The organism is Streptomyces sp. NRRL S-87, assembly GCF_000719335.1.
Classification (GTDB): domain Bacteria; phylum Actinomycetota; class Actinomycetes; order Streptomycetales; family Streptomycetaceae; genus Streptomyces.
The window spans coordinates 18,799-34,437 of record NZ_JOGB01000007.1 but is presented as its reverse complement, the minus strand read 5'-3'; the positions used below and the strand labels follow the sequence as shown (position 1 = coordinate 34,437).

Here is a 15,639-nt window from a genome sequence, read left to right as displayed (position 1 = left end):
TGCAGGGCAGATCAGACGTTAAACGAATCCGGCCCCCGTACGGAGGACAGCCACGGGCCGTCCGGGCGAAAGAGCGGCGCGGGAAAGAGAAAGAAAGAAGGGACGCCGAAGCGTCCCTTGCAGAACCCGCGCGCCGTGAACGGACTAACCCGTACGCAGCTCGTGCACACGAGGCCCCGTACGGATCGCGTCCGTTACGGATCACGCGGAGAGATCACGCGGGAGTAGATGACAGCGAACGTGCGGCTCGTATTGATCAGGTGAGCGCAGGCTCCGCCTTGGGTACGTCGATGTCGATGCTGTCCAGCAGCGATTCTCCCTGCTGCGCGGCGGCGGTCAACGCGTCGTTCTCGGACTGGATCCGTACGAGCTCGGACTCGAGGTCCTGGACGCGCTGCTGAAGCCGTCGCATCTCGGCGAGGAGTCGCGGGTCGGAACCGCCGACGTAACCGAGAAGCGCCTTTGCCATGATGGATGGTCCTCCACACTGAGTGACCGACCGAAGCGGTGTGGGTCGTGAGGGATTCGCACCCGCGGTGTCCGGCAGTGCCTTCGCGTCACTGCGGTTCTCCTGACAACACTGCCAAACAGCCAAGGTGCGCGGGGCTTCCAGCGTCTCACCAAAAAGTTTGACGGTCAACACGATCACGCCCTGTATCGGCGGGCGAACCGGCCCTCCGCAGCGGCCAGGAGATCATCCGCGCAGGTCCGGGGTGGCAGCACCGGCGCGAGTGGCTCGCGACACGTCCGGCGGCAGGGGACCGCTGAGATCATCCTCACCTCGAGCCTTCCACGCTGCGGCCTGATCGGCAAGAGGTCCTCACCCTTTGTGATCAGCGGATCGCGAACCCGTCGTAGCCGCCCCGCGGCGCCCCCCATATCTCCGTCACCCCGTCGACCCGCCCGGGCGTGTCCGAAGATCGAAGCCATTCGAGCAGCCGGTGGCAATTCTCACGTTGACCCTCGGCCACCACTTGTACCCGGCCGTCGTCGAGATTGAGGGCGAATCCCCTGAGCCCTCCGATGGCCATCGCGTTCTCCCTGGTGAACCAGCGGAAGCCCACTCCCTGCACACGGCCGCGCACCCAGGCGGTCATCCGCACCTCTTCAGTCATGCGCGAACGCTATCCGTCAGGCCCCGTCCCGAGCACATCGCCCCCTCGCCCGCATGCCGGTACAGTCGCGCAGCAATACCTCTCACCCGTTTGGGTGAGTAAAGGATCACCGCGTACGCGCCCCAAGGCCTCCGGGCCTCCGAGTGTGCGGACGCGAAGGCAAGGAAGGCACTGCCGATGGGACGCCACCGGAGCCCGCGCCCCCCGCGCGGAAAGGGAAACGCCCCCGTACGCACCGGCCTGCTCGGTGTCACCGCCGCCGTCGCCCTCGGGGCGGCCGCGCTCACCTCCGGGCTGGTCCCCGTCGACACGAACTTCATCCTCGGCGGACACGGCGACTCCGACACGAAGGCCACGGCCCGGTCGGCCGCATCCTCCACCCCCTCGCACGCGGCCCCGACCGCCACCGAGCAGGTCCGTCACCCGGGCGGGCTGAAGAGCCTGGTGGACAGCGGCGCCTCGACCAGGGCCAAGGCCAGGAGCAAGACGGCGGAGCCGACCCGCTCGGCCTCCCCGTCCGCCTCCCCCAGCCCGTCCGGGAGCGCCTCCGCGAAGCCCTCCCCGAAGCCGAGCCCGGTGAAGGCGACCCCGAAGGCGGCACCGAAGGCGACGAAGACCGCCGCACCGAGGACCGCCGCACCGAGGACGGCCGCGCCCAAGACGGTCGCGCCGACCCCGTCGCGCACGGCCGAGGCACCGGTGCAGGAGTCCGCGTCCGCCGTCGAGGCGGCCGTGCTGACGCTGGTGAACCAGGAGCGGGCCAGGGCCGGCTGCGGCCCGGTCCGGCAGAACCCGCCGCTCGCGGCCCTCGCCGGGGCCTTCAGCAAGGACATGGCGGTCCGCGGCTTCTTCGACCACACCGACCCCGACGGCAGGAACCCGTGGGACCGCGCGAACGCGGTCGGCATCGGGGGCCTGGGCGGCGAGAACATCGCCCGCGGCCAGGGCGACGCGGCGGCCGTCATGGCGGCCTGGATGAACAGCCCCGGCCACCGCGAGAACATCCTCAACTGCGAGTTCCGCACCCTGGGCGTCGGCGTCTACCTCGCGCCCGGCGGCCCGTGGTGGACCCAGGACTTCGGCTTCTGAGGCCGCGCCCCGACCCGGGGCCGCATACGCCGACGCCCCCGGCACCTTCTCGGTGCCGGGGGCGTCGGCGTACGTACGGGGCCGGCCGGCGGTCAGGCCGCGGCGACGGCGGCGCGGCCGGCCGCGAACAGGCGGGCGGTCTCGGCGACGCGCTTGCCCAGGTGCTCGGCAGTGGCGATGTCGGCCTTGTGGACCGCGTCCGGGCCCTCGTCCGAGTTGGTCTGGGCGCCGGCGCCGGAGAAGAAGCCGAGGCGGTTCAGGTCGTTCTCGGAGCCGGCGGTGGAGTTCCAGCCCGGCTTCAGGCCCAGGTTCACCCAGTGCATGCCGTGCTGGGCGGCCAGCGTCTGGAAGAACTGCAGGGTGTGCAGCTTGTCGCCGCTCTTGGACCCGGAGTTGGTGAAGCCGGCCGCCAGCTTGTCCGCCCACTGGTCGGTGAACCAGCGCTTCGAGGTGGCCTCGGCGAAGACGTGGAAGGCTCCCGAGGCGGTGCCCATGTACGTCGGGGAGCCGAAGACGATCGCGTCCGAGGCGTCCAGCAGGGCCCACTGGGCGTCGTCGATCTCGTCGACCTTGATGAGGTGGACGGTCGCCCCGGTGTCGGCGGCGCCGTTGCGGACGGCCTCGGCGACGACGGCGGTGTGGCCGTAGCCGGAGTGGTAGGCGATCGAGATGACGGGGGTGTGGGCGGTGCTCACGGCTTCTCCTCAGGTGGACTGCGGTGAGAAAAGGTAAGCACTAACTTTTGGAAAGCGCAACCCTGGAGATAGCGCTTACCTCGGGAGGGCTGACGGGAGTACCCTGAGGGCATGGAGAGCGTGGAGACCAGCACCGCAGGGCGGACGGTGGACGGACAGGCGTGCCGCGGGGCCGAGGACCTTCCGTTCGACGTCTTCGCCAAGGCCTGTCCGTCCCGGGAGACCCTCGGGCACGTGACCGGCCGCTGGGGCAGCCTGACCGTGGGGGCCCTGTACGAGGGCCCGTGCCGGTTCAACGAGCTGCGCCGCCGGGTCGACGGCGTGAGCGAGAAGATGCTGTCCCAGACGCTGCACGCGCTGGAGCGCGACGGGATCGTGCACCGGGAGGCGCAGCCGGTGAACCCGCCGCGGGTGGACTACGAGCTCACCCCGCTCGGCCGGCGCGTCGCGGAGCGGCTGCTGGCCCTGATCCACCTCGTGGAGGAGGACATGCCGTCGGTGATGGCGGCGCGCGAGCGGTACGACGCGGAGCACCCGGCCGGCTGACGGGCGGCGGCCGCCGCGCCCGGGGGCCACGTCACGCGGTCCGTCGGACCCGGTGACCGGCCGCGGGACCCTGGGCCCCGGCGGGTCAGGCCCCCGGGCGGGGGGCCCGCTGGCAGCGCGGGCAGAAGTAGCTGGACCGGTTCATCCAGGGCCGCCTGCGTATCGGCGTGCCGCAGCGGTGGCAGGGCTCGTCCTCGCGCCCGTAGGCGTCCAGGGAGCGGTCGAAGTAGCCCGACTCGCCGTTCACGTTGACGTAGAGGCTGTCGAAGCTGGTGCCGCCGACGGCGAGGGCGGCGTTCATGACGTCGCGCACGTGCCCGAGGAGTTCCGCGCTCCGGGGTCGGGTCAGGGTCGCGGTGGGCCGCTCGTAGTGGAGCCGGGCCCGCCACAGCGCCTCGTCCGCGTAGATGTTGCCGACGCCGCTGATCAGCGACTGGTCCAGCAGGGCTCGCTTGACGGTGCTGCGCTTGGCGCGCAGGGCCAGGTGGTACGCCGTCTCGTCGAACAGCGGGTCGAGGGGGTCGCGCGCGATGTGCGCGATGACGTCGGGCAGCCCGTCGGGGGTGTTCTCGTGGAGCGACAGCCCGCCGAAGGTGCGCTGGTCCACGAAGCGCAGTTCGGTGCCCGCGGCGTCGTCGAAGCGGATCCGGATGCGCAGGTGCTTCTCGGCGGGCGCCCGCTCGGGCTGGACCAGCAGCTGACCGCTCATACCGAGGTGGCCCAGGACCGAGAGTCCGCGGCCTTCGAGCGGCAGCCACAGGTACTTGCCGCGCCGCTGGGGCACGCCGAGGGTCTCGCCGACCAGGCGGGCGCCGAAGTCGGCCCCGCCGGCCGGGTGCCGGCGGACGGCCCGCGGGTGCAGCACCTCGACGTCGGCGATGCGCCGCCCCGCCACCCAGCGCTCCAGTCCGCGCCGTACGACTTCGACCTCGGGCAGCTCGGGCAAGGCGTCTCCTCGGATGAACGGTCCTGCGAGCAGCCTACCGGCGCGCGCGGACCCGCCGGCCGTGCGCCGGAACGGTGACGGTGCCGCGCGGGGACCCGGGGCCCGGAAACGGCACCGCCCGCCCCCTCGGGAGGGGGCGGGCGGATCGCTACCGGAAGGAAGCTCAGCCGGCGGAGGCGTCGGCAGCGGGTGTCGGCGCCCCGCCGTCCTTCGCCCCCACCTGAGCCGCGGCCGTGTCGGCCGCCGCGGCCGCGGCGGCCTCGGCCGCCTTGCGCTCGTCCGCAGCCGCGCGGATCGCGCGCCATGCGGACTCGGCGGCCTGCTGCTCAGCTTCCTTCTTGCTGCGGCCGGTGCCGGTGCCGTACGAGACACCACCGACGCGGGCGGCAGCGGTGAAGGTCTTCTCGTGGTCCGGTCCCGTCTCGGAGACGAGGTACTCCGGAACGCCGAGGCCCTCGGCCGCGGTGAGCTCCTGGAGGCTGGTCTTCCAGTCCAGTCCGGCACCGAGGTTCGAAGACTTCTCGATCAGCGGGTCGAAGAGCCGGTGGACCAGCTCCGAGGCCGCGTCGAGACCTTGGTCGAGGTAGACCGCGCCGATCACCGCTTCAAGGGTGTCGGCGAGGATGGAGGCCTTGTCCCGGCCACCCGTGCCCTCTTCGCCCCGGCCGAGCCGGATGAAGGAGCCGAGTTCGAGGCCGCGGCCGACCTCCGCCAGTGCGCGCGAGTTGACCACCGCGGCCCGCAGTTTGGCCAGCTGGCCCTCGGGCAGGTCGGGGTGGGTGCGGTACAGCGTGTCCGTGACCACCAGGCCCAGCACGGAGTCCCCGAGGAACTCCAGCCGTTCGTTGGTGGGCAGACCGCCGTTCTCGTACGCGTACGAGCGGTGGGTCAGCGCACGCACCAGAAGGGCGGACTCGACCTGATAGCCGAGCCGCCCTTCCAGAAGCGTGTGGGACGAGGCCGCGTTGCTGCTGTCTGCCTGCTTCTTAGCGCCGGCAACCTCAGACATTGCGCCTCTCACCAGCCGCTCAGACCGAGAGGACCTGGCGCTTGTTGTAGGTGCCGCAGCTCGGGCACGCGATGTGCTGCTGCTTCGGCTCCTGGCAACGCTCACACGAAACCAGGGGGGTGACCGCAGCCTTCCACTGCGACCGGCGGTGGCGCGTGTTGCTGCGCGACATCTTCCGCTTCGGAACAGCCACGGCTACTTCTCCTGCTTCTCGTCGACGCCGTCCGCGGCGCCGCTCATGTTGTCCTTCTCGTCGCCCTGATCGGTCACGACGAGTCCCTGCAGTGCCGCCCAACGGATGTCGACGGCGTCGTGGTGGTGGTCGGGGTCGTCGTTCAGGCTGAGCCCGCATTCGGGGCACAGTCCGAGACAGTTCTCCCGGCACACCGGCTGCGACGGCAGTGCGAGCACCACCGCGTCCCGCAGCACGGGCTCGAGGTCGAACAGGTCGTCCTCGAGGAAATACCTGTCCTCGTCGTCCTCAGCGTCGTCGTCCGGCTCCGCCTTGAGGCGGCCCCGGGCATCGGCGTCAGGGTACGAGAACAGTTCCTGGAAGCGCGCGTTGAGCGTGAGCTCCAGCGGCTCCAGACACCTTACGCACTCCCCCACGGCCTTAGCCACGGTGATCCCTGTGACAAGGACCCCTTCCATGACCGACTCCATGCGCAGGCCGAGCTGCATCGATGCGCCTTCCGGCACTGCGATGACGCCGGCGAGGCCGAGGTCGTCCGGGGCGGGTACGGTCCGGGACACCTTGTGCATGGCACCAGGACGCCGGCCCAGCTCGCGCGTGTCGAACACGAGGGGGTTGCGGTGGTCGAGGCGGGTGCTCAGGGCCGTTCCTGCTTTCGGACTAGCTGGGGGGGTTGCTGCCGCTCGGCCCCTGTGCGGGGCTGCCGCGGGCAGCATGGATCGCGTCGCGATACGCGCGACCGAAGAGCCAGGATACCGGGCCCGTCCGCCAGGGCCCAAACCGGCCCGTCACGGCTGGGTGCGGCCCTGCTCGTACTCCCGGAAGCGGTTCATGTCGATCATGCTCGTGTCGAAGAGGCTGGTCTCGTCGAGCGCGGCGTGGGACGGGGGCTGGGACGGGGCCTGCGCGGGCCGCGTCGGGTCCTGCTCGTGCTGCTGGTGCTGCTGGTGCTGCTGGTGCTGCTGGTGAGGCTCGTGCTGCTGGTGCTGCTGGTGCTGCTGGTAGCCGTACGGGTCGGGCTGGTAGCCGTAGGCGTCCGTACGGTCCTGGTACTGCGGCTGGTACGGGTCCTGCTGGGCGTACCCGTAGCCGTGGCCGTCGGTCCCGTAGGAGCCGGTGCCGTACCCGTCCGTGCCGTGATCGAAGGGCGCGGCGTAAGCCGCTCCGGCGGAGCCGGCGCCCGCGCCCGGGTACGGGTCCTGCCGGGGCGCGTAGGACGGCTGCTCGGGGGCTCCGGCCTGCGCCGGGATGGCGGCCACCGGCGCCGCCGGGTCGGCGAGCCCCGCCAGGAAGTCCGCGTCACTGGTCGCGGCCCGCGGGTCCGCCGCCGCGTCCTGGGCGGCGATGTGCTCGCCCAGCTCGTCGGTGGCCACCCGGCCCACCAGCTTCTGGCGGCCCCGGCCGACGGCCTCCAGCGTCTTGCTGAGCACCGCCTCGAAGGCGCCGAGCTTGGTGTCGACGTACTCGTCCGCCTGCCGGCGCAGCGTCTCGGGGTCGTGGCTGCGCTCGGGGGCGTCCAGGTCGGAGAAGCCGTCGGCGTCCAGGCCCGGGCCGCGGCCCAGGAGCTTCTCGCGGCCGCGGTCCACCGAGCCGATGGTCTTGGTGAGGACCACCTCGAAGTTCGCCAGCTTGCTGTCGACGTAGTCGTCGGCCTCGGCGCGGATCTCCTCGGCCTCGCGACGGGCCTCGCTGAGGATCCGGTCGGCCTCGGCCTGGGACCGGCGGGCCACCTCCGTGTCGGAGATCAGCGTGCCGCGCTGGACGTGCGCCGACTCGATGATCCGGTCCGCCTCCTGGCGGGCCTGCTCGACGAACTGGTCGCGGCCTCCGATGAGCTCCTGCGCCTGCGCGAGGGAGCCGGGCAGGGCCGCGCGCACCTCTTCGAGCATGGCGAGCAGCTCGGCGCGGTTGACCACGCACGAGGCCGACATGGGCATGGACCGGGCGCCGGCCACCGTCTCGACGATCTCGTCGAGCTTCTTCTGCACGTCCACCTGTGCTCGCACTCTCTGGGTGGTTCCGGTACGGACGGGACGACTGTACGGCCACCCGGGCCCCGCCCGACACCGACTGACGGACAGTCAGGACCGGTGGGGCGGGCGGGGTCGGCGGGTCGGCCGTCGCGTCAGCGCTCGGCGAGCCGCTGCACGAGGGCCGCGTTGACCGCGGGCGGCAGCAGGTGCGAGACGTCGCCGCCCCAGGTCGCGACTTCCTTGACCAGCGAGGAGGACAGGAAGCTGTACGTCGGGTTCGTCGGCACGAACAGCGTCTCGACGCCCGACAGGCCGATGTTCATCTGGGCCATCTGCAGCTCGTAGTCGAAGTCGCTGACCGCGCGCAGGCCCCTGATGATGGCGGGGATCTCGCGCTGCTTGCAGAAGTCGACGAGCAGGCCGTGGAAGGCCTCGACCTCGATGTTCCCGTAGTCGGCCGTGGCCTCGCGGATCAGTTCGATCCGCTCCTCGACCGTGAACAGCCCCTTCTTGGACGGGTTGATCATGATGGCCACGTGTACGACGTCGTACAGCTTCGCGGCCCGTCCGATGATGTCGAGATGCCCGTTGGTGATGGGGTCGAACGACCCCGGACAGACGGCGCGGCGCACGCGAACTCCCTCGTTCAAAGGCCCGGTCATGACGGCTCTTCCCTGCTGGAGGCGGCGCGACCGTACCAAAGGGTCCCCTCGCCGTAGCGCCGCGACCGCAGCGGTTCGAAACCGTCCGGCCACGGGAACTCCCCGCCTCGTGTACTGCGCTCCACGGTGACGAGCGCGTCGTCCGCGAGCCAGCCCTGGGCCCGGAGTGTGAGGAGGATCTCGCCAAGATCCCCGTCGGTGACGGCGTACGGCGGGTCGAGGAAGGCGAAGTCGTACGGATCGCCCGGCGCGGGGACGGTCACGACCTGCTCGGCCTTGCCCGCGCGGAACTCGGCGCCCGGCAGCCCGAGCGAGCGGATGTTGTCCCGGATCGTCCGGCCGGCCCGCGGGTCGGCCTCCACGAGCAGGGCGTGGACGGCGCCCCGGGACAGCGCTTCGAGGCCCACCGCGCCGGATCCGCCGTACAGGTCGAGCACGCGCGCCCCGGCCAGCGGGCCGTGCAGGGACTCCCAGGTGGAGAACAGTCCCTCGCGCGGGGCGCGTCAGCCCTTCTCCAGGTACTGCTCCCGCTCGGCGTCCAGCAGGGCGTCGAGGGCGGTGCGCAGTGCCGGCAGGTGCGCCAGCTCGGGATCGGCGGCCACCGTCCGGGCGGCCTCCTCGCGGGCCTGGGCGATGATCTCCTCGTCCTCGATGACGGCCAGCATGCGCAGCGAGGAGCGGACGCCGGACTGGGCCTGGCCGAGCACGTCGCCCTCGCGGCGCTGCTCGAGGTCGATGCGGGACAGCTCGAACCCGTCGAGAGTGGCGGCCACGGCGGCCAGCCGGGCGCGCGCCGGGCTGGCCTCGGGCATCTCGCTGACCAGCAGGCACAGCCCGGGGGCGGAGCCGCGGCCGACGCGACCGCGCAGCTGGTGGAGCTGGGAGACGCCGAACCGGTCCGCGTCCATGATCACCATCACGGTGGAGTTGGGCACGTTGACGCCGACCTCGATGACGGTGGTGGCGACCAGCACGTGCACCTCGCCGGCCGCGAACCGGCGCATGACCTCGTCCTTGTCGGCGGGGTCCATCCTGCCGTGCAGCACCTCCACCACGAGGCCGGCCAGCGGCCCGGCGCGCAGGCCGTCGGCGGTCTCCAGGACGGCGAGCGGCGGCCGCTTCTCGGCCTCGTCCTCAGCGGACCCGGCCGCCTTCTTCCCGCCCTTCTTCTCGTCCTCCTCGTCCCCGATGCGGGGGCAGACCACGTATGCCTGGTGGCCGTTCGCCACCTCCTCGCGGACCCGCTCCCACGCCCGGGCGAGGAAGTGCGGCTTGTCCTTGGCGGGGACGACGTGCGTGGCGATCGGCGAGCGGCCGGCCGGCAGTTGGTCGAGCACGGAGGTCTCCAGGTCGCCGAAGACCGTCATCGCGACGGTGCGCGGGATGGGCGTGGCGGTCATCACCAGCAGGTGCGGCGGCTGCTTGCCCTTCGAGCGGAGCGCGTCGCGCTGCTCGACGCCGAAGCGGTGCTGCTCGTCGACCACGACCAGGCCCAGGTCGTGGAACTGGACCTTGTCCTCGATCAGCGCGTGGGTGCCGATGACGATGCCGGCCTCGCCGGTGACGAGGTCCAGGAGCGCCTGGCGGCGCGCGGCCGCGCCCATCGACCCGGTGAGCAGCACGACCTTGGTGCCCCGCTCGGACCCGCCGAGCATCCCGCCCTCGGCGAGCTCGCCCATCATCTCCGTGACCGACCGGTGGTGCTGCTGCGCGAGCACCTCGGTGGGCGCCAGCATCGCGGCCTGCCCGCCGGAGTCCACCACCGCCAGCATGGCCCGCAGCGCCACCATCGTCTTTCCGCTTCCGACCTCCCCTTGGAGGAGGCGGTGCATGGGGTGGGCGGTGGCGAGGTCGTCGAAGATCTCCCGGGAGACCTGCTGCTGGCCCTCGGTGAGGGTGAAGGGGAGCTTGGCGTCGAAGGCGTCGAGGAGGCCGTCGGGGGCGGGTTCCCGGGGGACGGCGGGCAGTTGCGTGTCGGCGTACCGGCGGCGGGCCAGGGCGACCTGGAGGACGAACGCCTCGTCCCACTTGAGGCGGTCGCGGGCCTGGGCGATGTCGGCCTTGGTGCGCGGGCGGTGGACCTTGAGGAGGGCGTCGGGGAGGGTGAGCAGCCCGCGGCCCTCGCGCAGCGCGGGCGGCAGCGGGTCGGCGGCGTCCCGGGCGCTGGGCAGCACCGCGTCGACGGCCTTGGTGATCTTCCAGCTCTCCAGCTTGGCGCAGGCCGGGTAGATCGGGATGAGCTGGTTGGCGAAGGCGTCCACCGCGGAGGCGCCGGCGTCGGCGCCGAGCAGCTCGTACGCGGGGTGGGACAGCTGGAGGCGGCGGTTGAACATCCCGACCTTGCCCGCGAACATGGCGCGGCTGCCAGGCAGCAGGTCCTTCTGGGGCTTGTGCACGCCGGAGCCGAAGAAGACCAGCTGGAGCCGGCCGTACCCGTCGGTGATGGTCACCTCCAGGCGTCTGCCGCGGCCGCCGTTGAAGGTGTGCACGCGGGCGTCGGCGACCTGCGCGACCACCGTCACGTGCTCGTCGAGCTGCTCCCCGAGCTCGGCGAGCGGGGTGAGCTCCCCGCGCTCGGCGTACCGGCGCGGGTAGTGGTGGAGCAGGTCGCCGACCGTGTGCAGGTCGAGGTTCTCGGCCAGCACCTTGGCGGTGGCGGGGCCGAGCGACTTCTTCAGGGGTTCGTCGAGCGCGGGCACGTGTTCCATTGCACACCATCGCACCGACAGTCCCGCCGGTACCGGGCCGGTCCGCGCCCGGTGCGGACCTGCTCGCCGCCTTGCCGCCGCCCTGCCGGCGCCTGCCGGCGCCTGCTCGACGCCTACTCGACGCCGATGAGCAGCGGGGCGGAGTGGCGGCCGCCGCGGTAGACGACCGTGTCGACCGCCAGGTGCCGCTCGCGCACGTAGGCCTCCAGACGGTCGGCGAGGGCGTCGGGCACCTCGGGGCCGAGGACGAGGGTGACGAGTTCGCCGCCGGAGCCGAGCATGCGGGCGAGCACGGCCTCGGCGGTGTCGGGCAGGGCGGCGCCGATGACGGCCACGTCGCCGTCGATCAGGCCGAGCACGTCCCCGGCCTGGCAGAAGCCGGCCGAGGTGAGCGACTCCCGCTCGGCGAGGGCGAGTTCTCCGTACCGGGTGGCACCGGCGGCGGCGGTCATGGCGACGACGTCCTCGTCGAAGCTGCCGTCCGGATCGTGCACGGCGAGGGCGGCCAGGGCCTGCACGGCGGACCGGGTGGGGACGACGGCGACCCGGACGCCTTCGGCACGGGCCCGTTCGGCCGCGGCTGCGGCCGGGCCGCGTGCGGAGGCGTCGCCGGGCAGCAGTACGACCTCGCGGGCGTGCGCGCGGCGCACGGCGTCCAGGAGCGCGGCGGTGGTGGGCGGCTCCCCGGCGGGCGCCAGGACGCTGGTGGCCCCGGCGTCGCGGCAGAGCCCGGCCAGGCCCTCGCCGGGGACGACGGCGACGACCGCGCGCTGGACGCGCTCGGCGCGGGCCCGGGCGCGCTGGTCGCCGAAGTGGGTGATGCGGATGCGGTACGGGCGGCCGGCCTCGACGCCGGCCTCGACGGCGGCACCGGGGTCGTCGACGTGGACGTGGACGTTCCACAGGCCCTCGCCGCCGACCACGACCAGGGAGTCGCCGAGTCCGTCGAGCCGGTCGCGGAGCGCGCCGACGGCCCCGTCGGGGGCGTCGAGGAGGTAGGTCACCTCGTAGGCCGGGCCGTCCTCGCCCTCGTGGGAGCACGGCTCGGGTCCGACGACCGGGCCGGCGGCCGCCGCGGCTGCGGCACCGGGCGCCAGGACGGGGCCGGGCGCGGGGTGCTGCCCGGACAGGGCCTCCCACAGCGCGCCGAGTACGGCGACCACCCCGCAGCCGCCCGCGTCGACGACCCCGGCCCGGCCGAGGACGGCCAGCTGTTCGGGGGTGTGCGCGAGGGCGGCCCGGGCCGCGTCGTAGGCGGCCCGGGCGACGGCGGCGGGGCTGTCGCCGACGGTCCGGGTGGCGGCGGCAGCGGCAGCGGCCACCGTCAGCATCGTGCCCTCGACGGGGTGGGCCACGGCCTCGTAGGTGGACGCGGCACCGCGGGCCAGGGCCGCGGCCAGCGACCGGGCGGCGTCCGCCTCACGGGCCTCAGGGGTCTCGGGCGCGGCGGGGGCGACGGAGGTGAGGGGGGCGAGGGGGGTGGCGGGATCGGCGGCCAGGACGTCGGCCATGCCGCGCAGCAGCTGGGCCAGGATCGTCCCCGAGTTGCCGCGGGCGCCTATGAGCGCGCCGCGGGCGTAGGCCCGTACGCACTCCTGGAGGGACGGTGCCCCCGCGGCGGCGGCGAAGGCCTCCTCGACGGCCCCGGCGGCCGCCTCGGCGGTCAGGAGCAGGTTGGTGCCCGTGTCCCCGTCGGCGACCGGGTACACGTTGATCGCGTCGATCTCCTCGCGGGCGCGTCCGAGTGCGCTCACCGCCAGGGAGCTCCAGGTGCGCACCGCATCGGCGTCGAGGGTGTGCGGCACGTGCGGCACCGGGCGTTCCTCCTTGGCGGTCGGGGGTCTGCTCCGCAGGGTAACGAAGCGGGAGGGCGGCGACCCCGGGGCCGTGGGGGTCGTCGTGGGCCGGGAGGTATAGTTTCCGGGAACGGGAGCCGCCGTTGTATGCTGCTCCGGTTGCCCGATGAAAATCGGGCCGTACCCCCGGCAATCCACTTCAGACTCTCTGATCCGGTGCGCCGGATTTCACTGTAAGTGCATCTGAAGTCTTTGGAGTGACCCGTGGCTGCCAACTGCGACGTCTGCGGCAAGGGGCCGGGCTTCGGCAACAACATCTCGCACTCGCACCGCCGTACGCCCCGTCGCTGGAACCCGAACATCCAGCGTGTGCGTGCCGTGGTCGGTGGGACGCCGAAGCGCCTCAACGCCTGCACCTCGTGCATCAAGGCCGGCAAGGTTTCGCGCTGACGCCTTCACGTCGTAGCGCAGCCTGTCCGGTTGCCCGAAGAGCCGGTCCACCTCGGTGGACCGGCTCTTCGCTTTTCCGTCCGCAGGACGGCACGGGCCCGGTGGGGCCGCGTACTCCGGTACGCGGCCCCACCGGGCCCGTGTGCGTGCGGTGGTCCTCGGCCGCGGTCAGCCGCGCCAGCGCCAGGCGTGGTCCACGGGCCCGATGCCGCCGCCCAGGGCGAAGCCGGCGGCGACGGCCCCGGTGACGTAGTCCTTCGCGGCCGTCACGGCCGCGGGGACGTCCAGTCCCCTGGCGAGGCCCGCGGCGACCGCGCTGGCCAGGGTGCAGCCGGTGCCGTGGGTGTGCCGGTTGTCGTGCCGGGGGGCGCGCAGCCACAGCTCGGTGGTGCCGTCGGTGAGCAGGTCGACGGCGTCGTGCCCGGCGCCGAGGTGGCCGCCCTTGATGAGCGCCCAGCGGGGTCCGTACGCCAGGATCGCCCCCGCGGCCCGGCGCAGGCCGTCCTCGTCGGTGACGACGACGCCGGTGAGCTGCGCCACCTCGTCGAGGTTGGGCGTGGCGACGGTGGCGGCGGGCAGCAGGAGGGTGCGTACGGCCTCCAGGGCGGAGGCGGCGAGCAGCGCGTCGCCGTGCTTGGAGACGCCGACGGGGTCGACCACGGCGGGGGCCGCGGTCGCGGCGATCAGCCGGGCCACGGTCTCGACGAGCTCGGCGGAGGCCAGCATGCCGGTCTTGACCGCCTGGACCCCGATGTCGTCGACGACGGCCCGGTACTGGGCCTCGACGGCCTCGGGGGGCAGCTCCCAGGCGCCGCGCACGCCCAGCGAGTTCTGGGCGGTGACGGCGGTCACCACGCTCATGCCGTGCACGCCGAGGGCGAGCATCGTCTTGAGGTCGGCCTGGATGCCCGCGCCGCCGCCGGAGTCGGACCCGGCGACGGTCAGGCACAGCGGCGGCCGCACGGCCGGCCCGGGGGGCGCGGGTATCACGTCGCGTCCTCGATCTCGCCGCCGAAGTGGTCCCAGCCGCCGGTGCTGTGCCACGGGGCGCCGTCCACGGTCACCTGGGGCTGGGCGGACGGGTTCTGCACCTCGCCGATGACCTTCCAGCGGGCCGGCAGCTTCACGTCCGGCGGGAAGGTCGCGACGATCGCGTGGTCCTCGCCCCCGGTGAGCACCCACTGCAGCGGGTCGACGCCGACGGCCTGGCCGATGTCGTTCATCTGGGTGGGGATGTCGATGGCGGCCGAGTGCAGGTCGATGCGGACCTTGCTGGCCTCGGCGATGTGCCCGAGGTCGGCGACCAGGCCGTCGCTGACGTCGGTCATGGCGGTGGCGCCGAGCCCGGCGGCCGCGGGGCCCGCGTGGTACGGGGGCTCGGGGCGGCGGTGCGCCTCCACGAAGGCCCGCGGGGAGCGGAAGCCGCGGGAGAGGACGGCGTACCCGGCGGCGGACCAGCCGAGCCAGCCGGTGACGGCGACCACGTCGCCGGGCTGCGCGCCGGCGCGGGTGACGGGCTCGTGGTTGCGCAGGTCGCCGAGGGCGGTGATGGCGACGGTGATGGTGTCGCCGCGGACCACGTCGCCGCCGACCACGGCGGCGCCGGCGACCTGGCACTCGTCGCGGATGCCGTCCATGAGCTCGGTGGGCCAGGTGACCGGCAGCTCGGCGGGGACGACCAGGCCCAGCAGCAGGGCGGTGGGCACGGCGCCCATGGCGGCGATGTCGGCCAGGTTCTGGGCGGCGGCCTTGCGGCCGACGTCGTAGGCGGTGGACCAGTCGCGGCGGAAGTGCCGACCCTCCAGGAGGATGTCCGTGCTCGCCACGACGCGCCGGTCGGGGGCGGTGACGACGGCCGCGTCGTCGCCGGGGCCGAGCCGTACCGCCGGGGTGGAGGTGAGCCGGGAGGTGAGCTCTCTGATGAGCCCGAACTCCCCCAGCTCGCCCACGGTGCCCTTCATCGCTGTGCTCCTTCTGGCCCAGTGGGCTTGCGGTCGCGAGCCGTCACTGCACTAGGTACCGTCAACAGATACGTCAACTTCTGTTCTCCGTACGCCCCGCCGAGCGCGGCGCCGTACCCCCGGGTCTCCCCGCGGCACACGGCGACGCGGTACCGTGGCGTCCCTTCTTCCCTGGGGTCCCGCCGTGTCAGGTACGGCGTCTTCCCCCGAAGGTTAGGGGAGATGATCCTCGTGGCCGCCCTGGAGGTTTTGTGGTACAGGCGTACATCCTCATCCAGACCGAGGTGGGCAAGGCGTCGCTGGTCGCCGAGTCCATCGCGAAGATCCCGGGGGTGATCCAGGCGGAGGACGTGACCGGTCCGTACGACGTCATCGTGCGGGCCCAGGCGGACACGGTAGACGAACTGGGTCGCATGGTGGTCGCCAAGGTCCAGCAGGTGGACGGGATCACCCGCACCCTGACCTGCCCGGTCGTCCATCTGTAGCCCCCGTCTAG

Annotated in this window: 17 protein-coding genes and 1 pseudogene; 4 read left to right on the top strand and 14 right to left on the bottom strand. The window is 72.9% G+C overall.

Annotated features, from left to right (window positions below; translation table 11 throughout):
* Positions 1-256: 256 nt before the first annotated feature.
* Both IF43_RS0106335 and IF43_RS0106330 read right to left on the bottom strand, forming a co-directional pair.
* Positions 257-469: a hypothetical protein gene (locus IF43_RS0106335; RefSeq protein WP_030195093.1), complete on the bottom strand. Its 213-nt coding sequence runs from the start codon at positions 467-469 to the stop codon at positions 257-259.
* A 364-nt stretch (positions 470-833) separates the two neighbouring features.
* Positions 834-1,115 (bottom strand): acylphosphatase, encoded by a 282-nt coding sequence (locus IF43_RS0106330; RefSeq protein ID WP_030195090.1) that lies wholly within the window; start codon positions 1,113-1,115, stop codon positions 834-836.
* A gap of 177 nt (positions 1,116-1,292) precedes the next feature.
* Between IF43_RS0106330 and IF43_RS0106325 the strand changes: the two genes are divergently transcribed.
* Complete coding sequence (locus tag IF43_RS0106325; protein ID WP_030195089.1) at positions 1,293-2,204, top strand: CAP domain-containing protein; 912 nt, start codon at positions 1,293-1,295, stop codon at positions 2,202-2,204.
* Positions 2,205-2,296: 92 nt separating this feature from the next.
* Here IF43_RS0106325 and IF43_RS0106320 read toward each other — a convergent pair whose 3' ends face one another.
* Complete coding sequence (locus tag IF43_RS0106320) at positions 2,297-2,899, bottom strand: flavodoxin family protein (RefSeq protein WP_030195088.1); 603 nt, start codon at positions 2,897-2,899, stop codon at positions 2,297-2,299.
* A gap of 111 nt (positions 2,900-3,010) precedes the next feature.
* Here IF43_RS0106320 and IF43_RS0106315 point away from each other — a divergent pair, with 111 nt between their 5' ends.
* Positions 3,011-3,445 carry a helix-turn-helix domain-containing protein gene (locus tag IF43_RS0106315; protein ID WP_051794794.1) on the top strand — a complete coding sequence of 145 codons (435 nt, stop codon included), beginning with the start codon at positions 3,011-3,013 and terminating at the stop codon, positions 3,443-3,445.
* 85 nt (positions 3,446-3,530) lie between these two features.
* On the opposite strand, the gene mutM is transcribed toward IF43_RS0106315, so the two are convergent.
* The 9 genes and pseudogenes from mutM to IF43_RS0106270 form a co-directional block, all read right to left on the bottom strand.
* Positions 3,531-4,391 carry a bifunctional DNA-formamidopyrimidine glycosylase/DNA-(apurinic or apyrimidinic site) lyase gene (gene mutM, locus IF43_RS0106310; protein WP_030195085.1) on the bottom strand — a complete coding sequence of 287 codons (861 nt, stop codon included), beginning with the start codon at positions 4,389-4,391 and terminating at the stop codon, positions 3,531-3,533.
* 163 nt (positions 4,392-4,554) lie between these two features.
* A complete protein-coding gene (gene rnc / locus IF43_RS0106305) occupies positions 4,555-5,400 on the bottom strand; it encodes a ribonuclease III (protein ID WP_030195084.1) in 846 nt (281 codons plus the stop codon).
* A gap of 19 nt (positions 5,401-5,419) precedes the next feature.
* Positions 5,420-5,593 carry a 50S ribosomal protein L32 gene (gene rpmF, locus IF43_RS0106300; RefSeq protein ID WP_030195083.1) on the bottom strand — a complete coding sequence of 58 codons (174 nt, stop codon included), beginning with the start codon at positions 5,591-5,593 and terminating at the stop codon, positions 5,420-5,422.
* Between the two features lie 2 nt (positions 5,594-5,595).
* On the bottom strand, positions 5,596-6,234 hold the full coding sequence (locus IF43_RS0106295; RefSeq protein WP_030195082.1) for a DUF177 domain-containing protein: 639 nt from the start codon (positions 6,232-6,234) through the stop codon (positions 5,596-5,598).
* 147 nt (positions 6,235-6,381) lie between these two features.
* Positions 6,382-7,587, bottom strand: a complete 1,206-nt coding sequence (locus IF43_RS0106290) for a DivIVA domain-containing protein (protein ID WP_030195081.1) — start codon at positions 7,585-7,587, stop codon at positions 6,382-6,384.
* A 131-nt stretch (positions 7,588-7,718) separates the two neighbouring features.
* Entirely contained in the window at positions 7,719-8,198 is a 480-nt protein-coding gene (gene coaD, locus IF43_RS0106285; protein WP_199922681.1) for a pantetheine-phosphate adenylyltransferase, read from the bottom strand.
* 26 nt (positions 8,199-8,224) lie between these two features.
* Positions 8,225-8,722, bottom strand: a pseudogene (locus tag IF43_RS36120) (RsmD family RNA methyltransferase); the annotation flags it as partial.
* A 9-nt stretch (positions 8,723-8,731) separates the two neighbouring features.
* Positions 8,732-10,936, bottom strand: a complete 2,205-nt coding sequence (gene recG / locus IF43_RS0106275; protein ID WP_030195077.1) for an ATP-dependent DNA helicase RecG — start codon at positions 10,934-10,936, stop codon at positions 8,732-8,734.
* 113 nt (positions 10,937-11,049) lie between these two features.
* The gene (locus IF43_RS0106270) at positions 11,050-12,750 is read right to left on the bottom strand and encodes a DAK2 domain-containing protein (protein ID WP_030195075.1); all 1,701 of its coding nucleotides are present in this window, start codon (positions 12,748-12,750) and stop codon (positions 11,050-11,052) included.
* Positions 12,751-12,996: 246 nt separating this feature from the next.
* Here IF43_RS0106270 and rpmB point away from each other — a divergent pair, with 246 nt between their 5' ends.
* Positions 12,997-13,182 (top strand): 50S ribosomal protein L28, encoded by a 186-nt coding sequence (rpmB, locus tag IF43_RS0106265; protein WP_030195073.1) that lies wholly within the window; start codon positions 12,997-12,999, stop codon positions 13,180-13,182.
* Positions 13,183-13,350: 168 nt separating this feature from the next.
* Here the strand turns inward: rpmB and thiD are convergent, their stop codons facing one another.
* Both thiD and IF43_RS0106255 read right to left on the bottom strand, forming a co-directional pair.
* On the bottom strand, positions 13,351-14,169 hold the full coding sequence (gene thiD, locus IF43_RS0106260) for a bifunctional hydroxymethylpyrimidine kinase/phosphomethylpyrimidine kinase (RefSeq protein WP_030195068.1): 819 nt from the start codon (positions 14,167-14,169) through the stop codon (positions 13,351-13,353).
* Positions 14,169-15,143 carry a thiamine-phosphate kinase gene (locus tag IF43_RS0106255; RefSeq protein ID WP_030195066.1) on the bottom strand — a complete coding sequence of 325 codons (975 nt, stop codon included), beginning with the start codon at positions 15,141-15,143 and terminating at the stop codon, positions 14,169-14,171. Before IF43_RS0106255 ends, thiD begins: the two co-directional genes overlap by 1 nt.
* A 251-nt stretch (positions 15,144-15,394) precedes the next feature.
* Between IF43_RS0106255 and IF43_RS0106250 the strand changes: the two genes are divergently transcribed.
* Entirely contained in the window at positions 15,395-15,628 is a 234-nt protein-coding gene (locus tag IF43_RS0106250) for an Lrp/AsnC family transcriptional regulator (protein ID WP_030195064.1), read from the top strand.
* Positions 15,629-15,639 lie beyond the last annotated feature (11 nt).

Excerpts from the sequence above, each read along its gene's own strand:
- IF43_RS0106335 (WP_030195093.1), bottom strand. The coding sequence starts at position 469 with ATGGCAAAGGCGCTTCTCGGTTACGTCGGCGGTTCCGACCCGCGACTC.
- IF43_RS0106330 (WP_030195090.1), bottom strand. The coding sequence starts at position 1,115 with ATGACTGAAGAGGTGCGGATGACCGCCTGGGTGCGCGGCCGTGTGCAG.
- IF43_RS0106325 (WP_030195089.1), top strand. The coding sequence starts at position 1,293 with ATGGGACGCCACCGGAGCCCGCGCCCCCCGCGCGGAAAGGGAAACGCC.
- IF43_RS0106315 (WP_051794794.1), top strand. The coding sequence starts at position 3,011 with ATGGAGAGCGTGGAGACCAGCACCGCAGGGCGGACGGTGGACGGACAG.
- rnc (WP_030195084.1), bottom strand. The coding sequence starts at position 5,400 with ATGTCTGAGGTTGCCGGCGCTAAGAAGCAGGCAGACAGCAGCAACGCG.
- recG (WP_030195077.1), bottom strand. The coding sequence starts at position 10,936 with ATGGAACACGTGCCCGCGCTCGACGAACCCCTGAAGAAGTCGCTCGGC.
- IF43_RS0106255 (WP_030195066.1), bottom strand. The coding sequence starts at position 15,143 with ATGAAGGGCACCGTGGGCGAGCTGGGGGAGTTCGGGCTCATCAGAGAG.